A 14,298-nucleotide genomic window follows, 5' to 3' on the forward strand; every position below is an offset into this window, starting at 1 on the left:
GAGCTGACAGGCTCTTCCCATTTTTAGATGGATAAGAAAATATAAAAATTTTGGTTGCGGTGAAGTGATGTCTATCTTCAACGCCCAACCACTTTGGATCACTTCAGACCTCCTGCGGCGGCAACAGCCTCCTCGTCGGACTTCCAGTGACCTTCGTGGTTAACCAGGGCGTTTGCGCTTTTCTTAGATTTACCAATACGATTTTGGGTGTTACCAATAATATTAATGCTTTTACCAATATTTTCGAACCGTTTACCAATATATTTGCAGTGAATACCGATATATAGTGTAACTTTACACCACCAGGGAAATTTTTATTGACCGCTCCAACGGAAAAAACGTGAAGCAAGAAACAGGGATACAACTGAAATCCCTAGCAGGACTCCGACTTCGAGTCCGTAGTCAGTGATCGGCCCGGAAGTCCATGTTCCTCTCAACAACTGTATCGTATAATAAAGCGGGAGCGCTTTACCTACATATTGTAAAATATCTGGCATTATATCTAACGGGAAGGTTGCCCCTGAGAGGAACAGCATTAGATTAAGAAAAAGAGAACTGATCGCTGCAGCACTTTGTGTATTTTTAGCAAACGAGCAATGCCAGCAATGTACTGCCGATATACTGTGGCAAGGTAAGATCATACATCAACATGCCGAAAACCATCAATAAGATCGCTGAACCTTTCTTTAAAATCACCGATATATTTTTGATTTGCACCGATAAAAATTGAATGAGCACCGATATAAATTAAATGTTCATCGATAAAAATTGAATGAGCACCGATATATTTTAAATGAACTCTAAAAAGGAATTCATAGGGCTCTATCGAAATGATGAGGATGCATAGATTTATAAAGGAGAGTCATCAATGAAAAACTGGGCATTTGTATTGATCGCACTCGGCGCGGCATTATGGGGCCTTATCGCGATTTTTGTGGAAGGTCTGTATGCTTATGGTTTTACAGCGCTCCAAGTCGTCGCGATCCGAGTCATTGTAGCAGCACTGATCTTAATTGGCTTTGCACTCTTGAAAGACCCCAAGCTCTTCAAGGTTCATTGGCGGGACAGCATTTATTTCATCGGAACCGGCATATTCAGCATTGTCTTCTTTAACTGGTGCCTGTTCACTGCGATCCGGGAAACTTCAATTGCGGTAGCAGCCATTTTACTTTATACAGCTCCTGCGATCGTGACGATCATTTCAAGATTTTTGTTTAAAGAATGGTTCACGAAGAGAAAACTTGCCGCACTATTCATGACATTGTTCGGGTGTGCGTTTGTGATCGGTCTGATTCCCGGAGGTTCGAGCTCTGTTTCGTTATACGGCGTCATTGTGGGACTTGGCTCAGGCTTGGGTTACGCACTTTATAGTATTTTTGGGAAGTATGCCCTGTCGAAATATTCATCCTTGACCGTCATTACGTACACGTTCATTTTTGCCTCAGTGGCCATGATTCCGACCACAGGTTTATGGAGGATGACAAGCGAGCTGAAAGAACCAGGTGTTATTTTGAATGCAGTCGGGATCGGTTTTGTATCCACTGTTCTCGCCTACATGCTGTATACAGCCGGCCTGCAATTCGTGGAATCGAGCCGGGCTTCGATTACAGCTACGGTCGAGCCTGTGGTCGCGACCTTGGTAAGCGTTGTGCTGTTCCAGGAACAACTGACAGTTTGGCAATTGGCCGGGATCTTCCTGGTGCTCAGTGCTGTCATGATCGTGCAAGAATCGAAAAAAGCGAGGCTGAAACAATCATTAGCAAAATAGGGGGAGTAAAAATGAATCGAATAGCCCTGGTAACCGGAGCCAGCCGCTTGAAAGGAATCGGAGCAGCAACATGTCGCTCTCTGGCTGATTCCGGTATAGATGTCTTTTTTACGTATTGGACAGCTTATGATCGGCAAATGGAATGGGGGATCCATAACGATGAACCTGCACTTTTGCAGGCTGAACTAATGGACAAAGGTGTAAGGTGTGAACGGATGGAAATGGATTTGTCAGATACATCAAATCTCAACTTGTTATTGAGACAAGTCGAAGATTCGCTAGGTTACCCTGATATCCTTATCAACAATGCCTGCTATTCGACGAATGACTCATATGCCACGATTGAGGAAGAAAGCCTTGACTTGCATTACGCAATCAATGTAAGGGCTGTCACCTTGTTGACCTCCTATTTTGCGAGGGGTTTTAAGAAGGGGAAGGGTGGCCGTGTCATTTCATTGACTTCAGGTCAATCACTCGAGTCGATGCGCAACGAGCTTTCCTATGCGATTACCAAGGGTACGGTAGAACATCTGACGAAAACGCTTGTGCCTGATCTTGCGGAAAAAGGGATAACGATCAACGCAGTAAATCCTGGTCCGAATGACACCGGGTGGATGGATGCTGATTTAAAAGAAGCACTATTACCGAAGTTTCCGATGGGAAGGCTGGGTACGCCTGAAGACGTAGGGCGATTGATCCGGTTTTTGGCAGGTGAAGAAGCCGAGTGGATAACTGGTCAAATCATCCATTCTGAAGGTGGATTTCAGCGAGCATAATTTTATAAATGGCGGTGGATCAGTTGAAAAAATTATCTGGATTCGGGAATTTGGAATCATTCTCTTCTTGATGGGTGTCTATTTATTCGTTTAAGAATTGGCTGCGGAAACGTTTATTATTACTAAATCTATGGCTACTGCTTATTTGACGATCGGGATTGCGATCACATTATTATCATTTTTCTATAAGCGCTCTTAGATCCTTCTGTTGATCTCAATAGGGAAATGTCTTCAGGAGAAATTTGCGGTACTCCCTCGGAAAAGGAGTGATTCGCAGAAATCATCAAGGAAGAATAGCAGTGCTTTCTATTAAAGGAAAGAGGATCGAAAATGGAAACGGTTATTACAAAAGGGGATATTCCCTTGACCTCGATTTATTTTGTCCGCCATGCCCATTCTGTGTACTCGACTGATGAATATGGACGTGGATTGTCTGAACGCGGAAAAGAAGATGCTGGACAAGTGGCAGACCGATTTAAAGGAGAGCATATAGATGTTGTATTCTCTAGTCCTTATAAAAGGGCGATTGAAACGGTACAAGGAATTGCGGATTTTAAAGGGCTTGAGGTACAGACGATCGAAAACTTGAAGGAACGTAAATTAGCGGCGCATTCTGTTGATTACTTCGACTATGCAATCCAAAAAGTATGGGCTCAGCCTGATTATTCCTTTCAGGGTGGCGAGTCTAACATCCAGGCGCAAAAAAGGGCAATTCCTAGTATCTCTAATTTGTTACGAAAATACGAGGGGAAAGGGATCGTCATCGGGACACATGGAAATATCATGGTTTTGGTCATGAATCATTTTGACAGAAAATATAATTTTGACTTTTGGAAACGGCTTACGATACCGGATATTTACAAGCTGACTTTTGAACATGAAAGGTTGGTTGACGTAAAAAGGATTAGGAAAGGATTAGATGAGGGTAAAGGAGAGGGGAAAATAAATGATTTTTCGGAAAAAGACCTACCATATTAAACCAGAAGGTCTTGAGGCTGTCACTGATTTTTTTCATACATATCTGCTCCCCAACCAATGGAAACATGGGGCAAAGCTGGTCGGAAGATGGGTGAGTGAAGATAAATGTAACATTACAGCGGTTTGGCAATATGAAAGCTATGAAGCCTATGAACAGATTGAAAAGCGGGTACGCACGGATGAATTACATACGCAAGCACAAGCGAAGAAACCATTGATCTTACCATTCATCCTATCCAGCAGTCAGGAATTCATGGAATCGACAGGTGATTACCATGTTCCCCGCCATATTGTCGCTGTATCTGGGCTTATTCAGAATGAGGCAGGGGAAACGCTGCTTGTCAAAACGAATTGGCGTAACGATACGTGGGAGCTTCCCGGCGGTCAAGTGGAAGAGGGAGAACCGCTTGAAACTGCATTGGTCCGTGAGATACTAGAAGAAACAGCGATCAACGTGAAACTGACGAAGACGACTGGAGTCTATCAAAACATAACGAGTAGGATTGTCAGCGTCGTGTTCAAAGGGATGGCACTTAATACCGAGATTGTAAAACAAGATTCCGAAATCCAAGAGGCGAAATTTGTCATGCTTACTGAGGAGAATGCTTCCGAGTACATTACACGCTTTCATATCGCTACAAGAGCAATTGATGCGTTAAAATCTGAAGGATCAGTACCAGTTGAATCTGTCAAAGTGAAACCGTATGAACGGCTGCACCGGATTGGAAATTAGACGGAGAAGAAAATCAAACCAGAGACCGAGTGAATTCCATTCTGCTGGCCGGTTAAAGAACGTGTGGAAACCCGTAAACTAAGAGTAACAATTCGAAAGGGAGCGGGTACCATGTTCAACATTTACGAAATCGAGAAAATCATCATAGAAATAACAAACAAAAATAAAAAGAGATAGGAAGATAGAAGCTCACCTTTAGTAGCATGTGGGCTTTATTGTCGAGATCAGTGGACCTGATCCCGAGACGACGCGATGCTTTACTTCTCTTCCAATCTCGTTTCCAGCTCTTCAACTTTCTTTCGAAGCTGTGCCAGCTCTTCCTTTCGGACATCACCTTTAGAGGAAAGCCGATTTCCAATCATAAAAAAAATCGAAACTGTGAAGATCACAAACGCGATTATCCCTATTCCAAGCAATAGATATAGCCCCATCCAATCCCTCCTTTTCTAACAATTGTAACATGACGTGAGAACTTCCCTTTGAAACAGACAAAAAGCAGCTGAATGATCAGCTGCTTTAATCTTTGCTCGAGAGAAAATCCTTGACCCACTCAATTTGGGGATCACGGAAGTATCCTGAATACAACCGTTTAGAAAGGCTGAGCGGGCCGCCGAAGAAAAATTGTTCATACAGGGATTGCCGTGTTCCGAATGCACTCATCGATAGGTCCCATGCTAAACGGAATATTTTGACGCGGTCTTCAGCATTCGCATTTGCAGCTTGAAGATAACCATTCAGGTCCTCTCGGATCGGGGAATTGAAATCTTTCTCGCTCGGTATAGTCACGAGTCCGCTTGCTCCAAGACTTTGGATGACTTCACTGAAAGTCGGATAAATTTTTGCATAATAACACAATGCAGCATGAAGAGGCTCTGAAGCCGGCGTCATCGTTCCCCAGCGATCGACTTTTGCTTGTATTTCTGAAGACAGGAGGAACGCCTTCATGGCTTCCAATGCGATAATCACATCAGCAACCTTATCCTGGACAAGATCATATCCGCCAATATTGATCGTATGGATCATCAATTGGATCGTTCCGAGAATGAATTCGGTTTTTACGATGCAACGGCTGACCACTTGGTGGACAGTTTGCGGGAAAAAGCTTGTTTGTGAATACACCTGTCCCGACAGTTCCGTACTTTCGTGAAAAAACACGTTTTCCCAAGGGACAAGCACATCGTCGAAAACAATTACCGAATCAAGCTCGTCGAATCGTGATCCCAAAGGATGATCGAAACGGGATTTTCCATAATCGAACGATTCACGTGCAATGAAACGCAAACCAGGTGTATTGGCTGGGAGGGAGAACCCATTCGCCATAGAAGATTCCTTGATTCCGCCTTGTGGAAATACGATCAATTCATCCGTCAAACCACCCTGGGTGGCCAACAGGCGGGCTCCTTTTATTATAAGGCCATCTTTCGTCTTTTCCTTGATACGCGCCGCGACCTGGTCGTCTGCAAGATCATAATGATACTTGCCTCGATTCACTTGAGGATGGACGAAAGTATGGGTGAAGGAAAGGTCCTCCCTCGTTGCTTTTTCATATAGGTTCCTCATGTTTTCACAAAACTTAGGGTCCTGTGTTTTGAACAGCTCTGCTGATTGTGTAAATGTCATCAAAATCGTATTCAAGTAGTCTGGTGAGCGACCAAGCAAGCCCCCAGTAGCTTTTGCCCACTCCTGGAATGCAAGCCGTCTTTTCTCCAGATCCTCTTTCGTCTTAGGAGGATAGAAGGCGATTCCTGCACGCTCGCCGTTTCCCAAATGAAAGGACATCTTATTGATTTTCTCTTCTTCCAATTGAAGGTCGTATAAGCTTGCTTTCGTTTTCATAATCCCTTTCAGAGCTGGATGTTCTGAAAGTTTTTCTTTTACTTGATCACCATCGATCCATATCTCTGGATGTAAGTTGTTGATACGGTCGATATATTGTTGACCAGATATTAGTCCCATAAACCTAACCCCTTTGCCATCCAATCATACATATACAATATGCAAAAGAGGGCGCAACGGTACGAAAGAATGCGGATGTCCTTTAACATCATTGTATTGATGGGGATTTCTGGATTACAAGTACTTGATAAAAATCGTGAAACAGAATGGGGGCTTATTGAAAACCGCAATCGACATTGATTGATGGGATCGTGTTAAGCGAGCTTCCTTTCAAGCTTCTTTTTTACGCCAGGCCACTCTGATTCCAGAACGCTGAAATAGACGGTGTCCCTTACATAGCCTGTATAGGTGAGGCGGCTCTTACGAAGAACACCTTCTCTTACCCCGCCGATCCGCTCAATAGCAACCTGTGATCGCTTATTGCGACCGTCCGTTTTTAGTTGGACCCTGATGGTTTCCAACTCTTCAAAACAATGCTGGAAAAGCAGGTATTTGCATTCTGTATTCACAGGTGAACGCCAAACGGATGGAGTCAGCCACGTCCAACCGATCTCAAGATGCCGATCCTTTTCTGAAATATCAAGAAAACGGGTACTTCCGACAAGCTGCTTCTGCTTATGATCATATATGACAAAAGGAAATTCAGCCCCCTTTTCTCTTGATGTCAAAGCCTGATGTACGAGGGTCTTCATATCCTCTAACGAATCAATGCGCATAGGCATGTAATCCCATATGCCTTCATACTGAGCCGCTGCATACAATTCTTCTATATCTTCCACTTCCATTGGACGGATGGTTACATGGTTTCCTGTCAATGTTACTGGCTTGATCCACATTATTCATCTGCTCCTTCTTTTCTGACTGCTGACTATATTCCATTTCAGAAAAGAAAAATCCTTTAATAAAATGACTTGTTAAAGTTCTGTTATATATGCAAAACTCACTCTCTTTCCGGTGTAATAAGCATATTTCGTTCACTTGCAAAGGATGTGCTAGCTTCGACGTTCACCACAGGACATGGTGGTTGTTAGTCGAAGATCCTTAAAATTGCTGTGTTCCTCGTTTGGCTTGCTTTTCTCACTGGGGTATCGCGATGTTTATAACAAAGCCAAATAAAAAAGATGGGCTCTGATTCGAGCCCATCTTTCACTCCATGATAGATTTGATTTCTGACCAGACCTTTTTCATTTCAGCGTCCATTTCGTCATGGTTCACATTGAAATGATTCATCATTTCTTCACGTGAATGACCTTGTTTCTTGTATTGGATGACTGCTTTCAAATCCTTATCGCTCAATTTCGCCACGACTGCCGCTTTGACTAGATGGTGCAATCGTACATCCTCCTTCAAGTAGCCCTTTAATTCCGAAACATCTTTATTGGTATATTTTTCAAGAAAACCGAGGATTTCCTCTTTGTGCTGTTCGAATTGCTTTTTGTGGGCTTTCCACTTTGCTCTATGTTCAGCCACTTTTTCTGGACTGACACCGAAATGTTCAGCCGTCTGTTCCCATGACTTTGATTTTTTATAGTAAGTCAGCACTTCCTCGATTCGTTTTTTTGAAAGCCGGGCAATATGTGCTGCTTGGAAAACATCCTCTTTCGAATGACCTTTTTCCAATAAGGAGTGAATTTCCCTCATATCAGATTTATGATGTATGGCTGGTTTTTGACTGATATGTCCATTGTGTCCTTCTGCTTCCTGGGCTTCATTAACCATGTTCGACTCGTTCATGTTTGTTGCAGCCGCGTCTACAGATTGTGGTAAAAGCATTCCTATGATGGCTAGTCCTATAGCAGGGGCCCAAAACCTCTTATTCTTCATTGTTATACACTCCCTGAATGTGATGATGATCTGTTTTTTTAAAAGTATTTACCACAATTAAAAAAGCATTCACATTTTGGGATTATTTACAAAATTTTAAAGATGTTAAAAAGCTGACACCCTTAGTCAGCCTTTAAGATTCCTCATCGAAAGGGAACAAAAGGGTAACCGATATACTGGATTTTCAAGGTTCCATCCTCGTAGGTTATCGGCCCTATGTTGCCGACTATCGTAATCGGGTTCGAATTCGAACGAAAGTCGTTGAAAAGCGGGTTTTGTAAAATAATGATCAACAGCAGGTACAGCAGCAACAAGATAAGCAGAATACGGTCCATCACAACAATTCCTCCAGGTAATTTCTAGTACAGTATATATATGTCGGGATGGCATTACAGTTTCATGTCAAAAAGCGGTCATACCAATAAGCAAGATTGAATAGAAAGCAGGTTCTTCGTCCGAATCCTCTTATAATGATTCAAAAGTTTATGGTACAGTTAATAAAGAGAGAGGGAGAGGGCGGAGAACAAATGCTGCAAGCAGATTTCAAATTCAAAGATAAACGTATATTGGAAGCCATTATCGATAATGCCTTCGAATGGGTTGTGGTGGTTGATACAGAGGGTATCGTACGTTTCATGAATAAGAATTATTGTGATTTCCTTGAGGTCAATTCTGAAAGAGTCATCGGGAAACACGTGACAGAAGTCATTGAAAACACCAGAATGCATATTGTAGCCAAAACCGGGAAGGCGGAAATTGCTGACCTCCAATACATCAAAGGGAGTTATATGATCGCCAACAGAATCCCGATTTTTCATGAAAAAGAAGTGGTCGCGGCCCTTGGAACGGTCATATTCCGTGATACTGAACAATGGAAGAAAATGAACAGTCATGTGAAAAGCCTGTTTTCCGAACTGGAATTTTACCGTAAAGAGTGGACCGCGAATAACGGAGCAAAATATACTTTAAACGATCTAGTAGGCGTTTCGGACCCAATCAAGGATTTGAAGAACCAGGTGAAGAAAATTTCCAGTGGTGATATTTCCATTCTGATCCGAGGAGAAAGCGGTACAGGAAAGGAGCTTTTGGCCCATAGTATCCACCAGCTGAGTGAACGTAGTATGGCCCCGTTCGTAAAAGTGAATTGCGCTGCCATACCCGACAACCTCCTGGAATCTGAGTTATTCGGATATGTAGAAGGAGCTTTTACTGGAGCCAAAAAAGGTGGTAAAGTCGGGAAGTTCATTTTGGCTAATGATGGTACGCTTTTTTTGGATGAAATCGGCGATATGCCTATGAAAATGCAGGCAAAACTCTTACGGGTGTTACAGGAAAAAGAAATCGAGCCGATCGGGGCGAATGAAACGGAGAAAGTCAATGTACGTGTCATCGCAGCCACGAATCGCCCCCTTGAAAAGATGGTCCAGGAAAAGTTGTTCCGGGAAGATCTATTTTATCGGATCAATGGCTTCCAGCTTCAAATACCCTCATTACGTGAAAGGAAGGAAGATATCAAGCCTTTGGTAGAACATTTCCTGGAAAAGGTGACCAGACGGACAGGCAAGCGGATCAAAAATATGGATGAAGAGGTCAGCCGAGTATTGTTCTATCATAAATGGCCGGGAAACATACGAGAGCTGGAGAATGTTATAGAAGCAGCCGTGCACTTGGCTTATGGCGAGACGATCACGAAAGATTCCCTTCCAGAATACTTAAAGGAAAACGACAGGCTGAACATTGGGAGTAAATCGTTGAAAGAGTTGGTTGAACAGACTGAAATCAATGCCATCAAAGAAGCTCTTCAACAAAATGACGGTGATAAGCTTGCAGCAGCAAAAACGCTTGGCATCGGAAAATCAAGTTTCTATGAAAAAATGAAAAAATATAAGCTTATTTAAAATGTTTTCCAGGATTCCGGAATCTTTCCGGTTTTCTGGAATTTTTACTATCAATGGGGTCAGGCTTGATTTAGGTTCTGTATTTTCCGACTTTTCGGAAAAGAACATCAAGGAATTGTATGGAAATCCATCTATACCAGTGTTTTGAAACTTGGCATGGAACTTGCAATTATTTGATAGCGGGTTGGAAAACGCTTTCAAATATAAACGAAAAAATGAAAGCGATACCAATAAATTGAAGAGTTAAGGGAGGATATGGGATGTTAAGCATGATCGGTTTGATCGGTGGTCTTATTTTATTGATTATACTGACGATGAGGGGAATGAACCTTCTTGTGGTAGCCCCGCTTTGTGCATTGTTTGTTGCTGTTTTGAGCGGTCTGCCGCTTTTTCCGCAATTGGTAGAGGAAGGTGGAGCGAATCTGGTCGGTAACTATATGGCCGGATTTTCAGGGTTTGTCGCGTCATGGTTTTTGATGTTCCTACTTGGAGCAATTTTCGGGAAAGTGATGGAGGATAGCGGTGCTGCTGACAGTGTTTCGAAATGGATTGTTGAAAAGCTCGGCATGAAACAGGCTGTCCTAGCGATTGTTATTGCGTGTGCTGTTTTGACATATGGAGGGGTAAGCTTGTTCGTCGTTGCCTTCTCAGTCTATCCGATGGCACTCAGTCTGTTCAAGCAAGCGGATCTCCCGCGGCGATTTATCCCGGCTGCACTCGCATTCGGGTCAGTAACGTTCACGATGACGTCTGCCGGTTCACCGGAAATCCAAAACTGGATTCCAATCGAATACCTGGGTACTTCACCATATGCTGGTTGGGAAGTCAGCCTGATCGTTGCGATTTTCATGGCTGTATTCGGGTATTGGTGGCTAAGGAGGATGATTGGAAAAGCAGTTTCGAAAGGAGAGCGGTTCGAAGCACGTGAAGACGATCCGAAGGTGGCGGAAAAGGAACTTCCTCATCCAATCACAGGACTTATTCCTTTAGTGGTCGTTTTAATCATTTCATTCATTTTTCATGATTCCTTACAGCAATCCGCATTGATTGTCGCTTTGTTAGGCGGTGTCATTTCAGCTTATTTCTTGAACAGGAAATATTTCACCGATTTTTGGGAGGCTTTATCCGCCGGTACGCTGGGAGCCTTGATTGCTATTGGCAACACCGCTGCTGTTGTTGGATTCGGTGGCGTTGCAAAAGCAGTTCCTGCATTTGAAATGGCGGTCAGCGCTATGACAAGCATTCCGGGAAGTCCATTGATCGGCGGGGCAATCGCGGTCAGTGTGATTGCAGGTATGACCGGATCTGCGTCAGGTGGTCAAGCCATCGCTTTGCCGATCCTGGCACCTCATTACATGGACATGGGGGTCAACGCTGAAGCCCTGCACCGTACAGTAGCCATCTCTTCCGGTGCTTTGGATTCACTCCCGCATAACGGGTATGTCGTTACCACTATACGGGCGATTTGTGGAGAATCCCATAGTGCAGCATATGGAGCTGTCGGTGCTTTGACAGTCATCGTTCCGTTGATTGGACTGGCGCTTGCAGTGATTCTATTCTCACTCGGAGTTGGCATTTAGGATAAAAAGGAGGAGCATTTGTGGTTAGGGATAAAGTTGTCTATATCACAGGAGCAGCGAGCGGAATCGGTTATGAACTTGCCTTATTATTTGCTGAACAAGGTGCAAAGGTCGCTCTCGTTGATTTGAATGAAGATGGGGTTAAGGAAGCGGCTCAAAAATTGAATGGAGAAGGGTATCAAGCAATCGGTTTACGCTGTGATGTAACAGTTGAAGAAGAGGTAAAACAGTCGATCGATCAGACTGTCGAGCAGTTTGGAAGTCTGGATATCCTGATCAATAATGCAGGCTTGCAGCATATTGCATCAGTAGAGGAATTTCCGACAGAAAAGTTCGAGTTGTTGACACGAGTCATGCTCGTTGCACCATTTATTGCAATCAAGCATGCGATGCCCATCATGAAACGGCAAAAATTCGGACGGATCCTCAATATGTCCTCAATAAACGGATTAGTAGGGTTTGCTGGCAAAGCAGCTTACAACAGTGCGAAACACGGTGTGATCGGTCTGACTAAAGTGACGGCTATAGAGTCGGCAGAACATGGCGTGACCGTGAATGCTATCTGTCCAGGTTACATTGATACGCCACTCGTTCAGAATCAATTGGAGGATCTTGCGAAAAATCGCGGGGTGACGAAAGAAAAAGTGATGGAGGATGTCATTTATCCACTTGTCCCCCAAAAACGATTGTTATCCGTAAAAGAAGTCGCAGACTACACATTGTTCCTGGCTAGTGAAAAAGCAAAAGGAATTACAGGTCAGGCAGCCGTCATTGACGGTGGATACACAGCACAATAGCCTTTTGTTAAGGACACTTCAATTATGAAGTGTTCTTTTCGTTATGAGACCCTGTAACCACGAAAACAAGATTTTGAGGCACGCATAGGAGCGTTATGAGACCTTGAAAACACGGAAAGGCGATTTTAAGGGACTCATAAAAGCGTCATGGGACCCTATAATCACGAAAGAACGATTTTGAGGGACTCATAGGAGCGTCATGTGACCCTGAAACCACGAAAGAACAATTTTGAGGGACTCATAAGAGCGTCATGAGACCCTGAATACAAGGAAGAATACGAGAAAAGGAAGAATACGAGAAAAGGAAGAGCCGAATTATTCAAAGTTCATAGCAAAACTGGATCCAGCTCGGGAGAAATATCTTTTATTTTACCTAAAGGGTTTCCATGCTGGGTGAAGATTGAAAAGGAACCTGATGGACAGATAACAGACCGCACATATATAGTGGATCAAGAGGGGATTGTTTTTCACCAACATGACATTTCCTCTCTCGAACCGACCTATGAACAGTTTTATTACGGAATAGGGAAGATCTCACGTAAATTGATGAAGAAAATGTTTCTGAACTATACCTATTTCCGGATTTAAAGGTTTTTTTATGTAGGACCCAGAAGGATTTAGCCGTTCAAATATGAGGAATATATTAATAAAAATCAACTGTAATAAGGAGCAGTCATGAAAAAACTTATAGTGACTATCATTGCTTGTTTCGTCATCGTAGTGTCATTGCTTTACGGTACATGGGAATTGTCAAATGCACGGAGTTTCCAATTGTTCGGGGATCTTGTGGACAAAGTTGAAACAGATCAAAAAGTTGTAGCGCTGACATTCGACGATGGACCAACTGAAAAGACCAATGAAATCTTACGGATCCTTGATAAAAAAGATGTGTTGGTAACCTTCTTTTTGAATGGCGACAGTATCGAACAATATCCTGATGAAACGAAAGCAATCATCGATGCAGGACATGAAATCGGGAACCATACCTATTCGCATCAGAGGATGGTGTTCAAATCCTATTCAACAGTGAAAGCCGAAGTCGATCGGACGGAAGAATTGATCGAAGCCGCCGGATATGAAGAGAAGACCCATTTCAGACCTCCATACGGGAAGAAGCTGCTGTTACTGCCGTATTATTTGAACAAGAAAGATATGAAAACCATCATGTGGAATATCGAGCCTGACTCCTATGCCGAAATTGCGGGGGATGCGACTAAAATCGTCGATCACGTGGACGAAAGGATCGAACCTGGGTCGATCATCCTCCTTCACGTCATGTATAACAACGAAAAAAGGGAATCCCTCGAGGCAGTCGAAGGTATAATCGATTCATTACATGAGCAAGGATACACATTCAAAACTGTGACTGAGCTTTTGGAGTATGAATAGAAGAAACGAGAGGACAGGTCACGGCGGACCAGTCCTTTCCCTTTCAGTCGATGATCATATCATTCTGAAGATCTAAAATACGGGCCATTACACGCTGGATCACTTCGCGTTGTTGTGGAGTTGAACTATGCGAAACCTTTTGCAGCTCCAGATATACTTCTTCAAGCTGCTGCTGGGCACTAGAATAAGCAGCTGCTTCAATCTGAGGCTCTTGCCGATTGTATAATTCATTTTGTTCAGATGCATGTTCGATCACTTGCTCTGCGCGATTTAGGAAAGTCCGTAAAGATTCATGTTCTGTCATTTGGGCTTCCTCCTTCAAAAAGTTGTACATATAGTGTGTTATAGCAAGTCGAATAATATGTGTAGGGTTCTGGACATTCGCATAATTTTTCAGACTTCCATATTTGTCCCTATCATCAAGGTTTTTCAGAACATAATGTATTAGTGACTAGATAATAAGGAGGCTGAAAACATGAGCGATGGAAAAATCAGAAGAGGCGGTAAAGGTTTCACTTTAATCGTGGTTTTATTTATCCTACTGATTATTGTAGGAGCTTCTTATGGCGGCGGCTATGGATATGGCGGTGGCTATGGCGGTGGCTGTGGCTGTGACGGATATGGATATGGCGGCGGCTTTGGCTGGTAATTTGTAATAC

At 43.2% G+C, this 14,298-nt stretch carries 16 protein-coding genes and 1 pseudogene; 10 read left to right on the forward strand and 7 right to left on the reverse strand.

The window, feature by feature from the left end; genetic code table 11:
• Window positions 1-314 precede the first annotated feature (314 nt).
• Window positions 315-641, reverse strand: coding sequence for an ABC transporter permease (locus tag L1611_RS15805; protein ID WP_236314678.1), 327 nt, complete (start codon window positions 639-641; stop codon window positions 315-317).
• Between the two features lie 227 nt (window positions 642-868).
• Here L1611_RS15805 and L1611_RS15810 point away from each other — a divergent pair, with 227 nt between their 5' ends.
• The 4 genes from L1611_RS15810 (at window position 869) to L1611_RS15825 (ending at window position 4,255) form a co-directional block, all read left to right on the forward strand.
• A complete protein-coding gene (locus tag L1611_RS15810) occupies window positions 869-1,768 on the forward strand; it encodes a DMT family transporter (protein ID WP_236314679.1) in 900 nt (299 codons plus the stop codon).
• A gap of 11 nt (window positions 1,769-1,779) precedes the next feature.
• Window positions 1,780-2,544: an SDR family oxidoreductase gene (locus tag L1611_RS15815; RefSeq protein ID WP_236314680.1), complete on the forward strand. Its 765-nt coding sequence runs from the start codon at window positions 1,780-1,782 to the stop codon at window positions 2,542-2,544.
• 363 nt (window positions 2,545-2,907) lie between these two features.
• A complete protein-coding gene (locus tag L1611_RS15820; RefSeq protein ID WP_236314731.1) occupies window positions 2,908-3,522 on the forward strand; it encodes a histidine phosphatase family protein in 615 nt (204 codons plus the stop codon).
• The gene (locus tag L1611_RS15825; protein ID WP_236314681.1) at window positions 3,491-4,255 is read left to right on the forward strand and encodes an NUDIX domain-containing protein; all 765 of its coding nucleotides are present in this window, start codon (window positions 3,491-3,493) and stop codon (window positions 4,253-4,255) included. Before L1611_RS15820 ends, L1611_RS15825 begins: the two co-directional genes overlap by 32 nt.
• A 257-nt stretch (window positions 4,256-4,512) precedes the next feature.
• Here L1611_RS15825 and L1611_RS15830 read toward each other — a convergent pair whose 3' ends face one another.
• From L1611_RS15830 to L1611_RS15850, 5 genes are all read right to left on the reverse strand, one after another.
• Entirely contained in the window at window positions 4,513-4,686 is a 174-nt protein-coding gene (locus L1611_RS15830; RefSeq protein WP_236314682.1) for a hypothetical protein, read from the reverse strand.
• Window positions 4,687-4,771: 85 nt separating this feature from the next.
• Complete coding sequence (hpaB, locus tag L1611_RS15835; RefSeq protein WP_236314683.1) at window positions 4,772-6,211, reverse strand: 4-hydroxyphenylacetate 3-monooxygenase, oxygenase component; 1,440 nt, start codon at window positions 6,209-6,211, stop codon at window positions 4,772-4,774.
• Between the two features lie 194 nt (window positions 6,212-6,405).
• A complete protein-coding gene (locus tag L1611_RS15840; protein ID WP_265738478.1) occupies window positions 6,406-6,987 on the reverse strand; it encodes a GNAT family N-acetyltransferase in 582 nt (193 codons plus the stop codon).
• Between the two features lie 310 nt (window positions 6,988-7,297).
• Window positions 7,298-7,975 carry a hypothetical protein gene (locus tag L1611_RS15845; protein WP_236314684.1) on the reverse strand — a complete coding sequence of 226 codons (678 nt, stop codon included), beginning with the start codon at window positions 7,973-7,975 and terminating at the stop codon, window positions 7,298-7,300.
• A gap of 143 nt (window positions 7,976-8,118) precedes the next feature.
• Entirely contained in the window at window positions 8,119-8,313 is a 195-nt protein-coding gene (locus L1611_RS15850; protein ID WP_236314685.1) for a hypothetical protein, read from the reverse strand.
• A gap of 189 nt (window positions 8,314-8,502) precedes the next feature.
• On the opposite strand from L1611_RS15850, the gene L1611_RS15855 reads away from it, so the two are divergent.
• The 5 genes from L1611_RS15855 to L1611_RS15875 all read left to right on the forward strand — a co-directional run bounded on the left by L1611_RS15855 (window position 8,503) and on the right by L1611_RS15875 (window position 13,639).
• Window positions 8,503-9,873, forward strand: coding sequence for a sigma-54 interaction domain-containing protein (locus L1611_RS15855; RefSeq protein ID WP_236314733.1), 1,371 nt, complete (start codon window positions 8,503-8,505; stop codon window positions 9,871-9,873).
• A 260-nt stretch (window positions 9,874-10,133) separates the two neighbouring features.
• Window positions 10,134-11,453: a GntP family permease gene (locus L1611_RS15860; RefSeq protein WP_236314686.1), complete on the forward strand. Its 1,320-nt coding sequence runs from the start codon at window positions 10,134-10,136 to the stop codon at window positions 11,451-11,453.
• Window positions 11,454-11,473: 20 nt separating this feature from the next.
• Complete coding sequence (locus L1611_RS15865; protein ID WP_236314687.1) at window positions 11,474-12,250, forward strand: 3-hydroxybutyrate dehydrogenase; 777 nt, start codon at window positions 11,474-11,476, stop codon at window positions 12,248-12,250.
• Window positions 12,251-12,643: 393 nt separating this feature from the next.
• Window positions 12,644-12,838: a hypothetical protein gene (locus tag L1611_RS15870; protein ID WP_236314688.1), complete on the forward strand. Its 195-nt coding sequence runs from the start codon at window positions 12,644-12,646 to the stop codon at window positions 12,836-12,838.
• 87 nt (window positions 12,839-12,925) lie between these two features.
• On the forward strand, window positions 12,926-13,639 hold the full coding sequence (locus L1611_RS15875) for a polysaccharide deacetylase family protein (RefSeq protein ID WP_236314689.1): 714 nt from the start codon (window positions 12,926-12,928) through the stop codon (window positions 13,637-13,639).
• A 43-nt stretch (window positions 13,640-13,682) separates the two neighbouring features.
• Here L1611_RS15875 and L1611_RS15880 read toward each other — a convergent pair whose 3' ends face one another.
• Window positions 13,683-13,943, reverse strand: coding sequence for a DUF2524 family protein (locus L1611_RS15880; RefSeq protein ID WP_236314690.1), 261 nt, complete (start codon window positions 13,941-13,943; stop codon window positions 13,683-13,685).
• A 171-nt stretch (window positions 13,944-14,114) separates the two neighbouring features.
• Here L1611_RS15880 and L1611_RS20970 point away from each other — a divergent pair.
• Window positions 14,115-14,216 (forward strand): annotated as a pseudogene (locus L1611_RS20970) (type II secretion system protein); the annotation flags it as partial.
• Between the last annotated feature and the right edge of the window lie 82 nt (window positions 14,217-14,298).

Source organism: Pseudalkalibacillus salsuginis, from assembly GCF_021646685.1.
Taxonomy (GTDB): domain Bacteria; phylum Bacillota; class Bacilli; order Bacillales; family Fictibacillaceae; genus Pseudalkalibacillus; species Pseudalkalibacillus salsuginis.

Excerpts from the sequence above, each read along its gene's own strand:
- L1611_RS15860 (WP_236314686.1), top strand. The coding sequence starts at position 10,134 with ATGTTAAGCATGATCGGTTTGATCGGTGGTCTTATTTTATTGATTATA.
- L1611_RS15830 (WP_236314682.1), bottom strand. The coding sequence starts at position 4,686 with ATGGGGCTATATCTATTGCTTGGAATAGGGATAATCGCGTTTGTGATC.
- L1611_RS15875 (WP_236314689.1), top strand. The coding sequence starts at position 12,926 with ATGAAAAAACTTATAGTGACTATCATTGCTTGTTTCGTCATCGTAGTG.
- L1611_RS15845 (WP_236314684.1), bottom strand. The coding sequence starts at position 7,975 with ATGAAGAATAAGAGGTTTTGGGCCCCTGCTATAGGACTAGCCATCATA.
- L1611_RS15840 (WP_265738478.1), bottom strand. The coding sequence starts at position 6,987 with ATGTGGATCAAGCCAGTAACATTGACAGGAAACCATGTAACCATCCGT.
- L1611_RS15855 (WP_236314733.1), top strand. The coding sequence starts at position 8,503 with ATGCTGCAAGCAGATTTCAAATTCAAAGATAAACGTATATTGGAAGCC.
- L1611_RS15825 (WP_236314681.1), top strand. The coding sequence starts at position 3,491 with ATGATTTTTCGGAAAAAGACCTACCATATTAAACCAGAAGGTCTTGAG.
- L1611_RS15810 (WP_236314679.1), top strand. The coding sequence starts at position 869 with ATGAAAAACTGGGCATTTGTATTGATCGCACTCGGCGCGGCATTATGG.
- L1611_RS15880 (WP_236314690.1), bottom strand. The coding sequence starts at position 13,943 with ATGACAGAACATGAATCTTTACGGACTTTCCTAAATCGCGCAGAGCAA.
- hpaB (WP_236314683.1), bottom strand. The coding sequence starts at position 6,211 with ATGGGACTAATATCTGGTCAACAATATATCGACCGTATCAACAACTTA.
- L1611_RS15815 (WP_236314680.1), top strand. The coding sequence starts at position 1,780 with ATGAATCGAATAGCCCTGGTAACCGGAGCCAGCCGCTTGAAAGGAATC.
- L1611_RS15805 (WP_236314678.1), bottom strand. The coding sequence starts at position 641 with ATGATCTTACCTTGCCACAGTATATCGGCAGTACATTGCTGGCATTGC.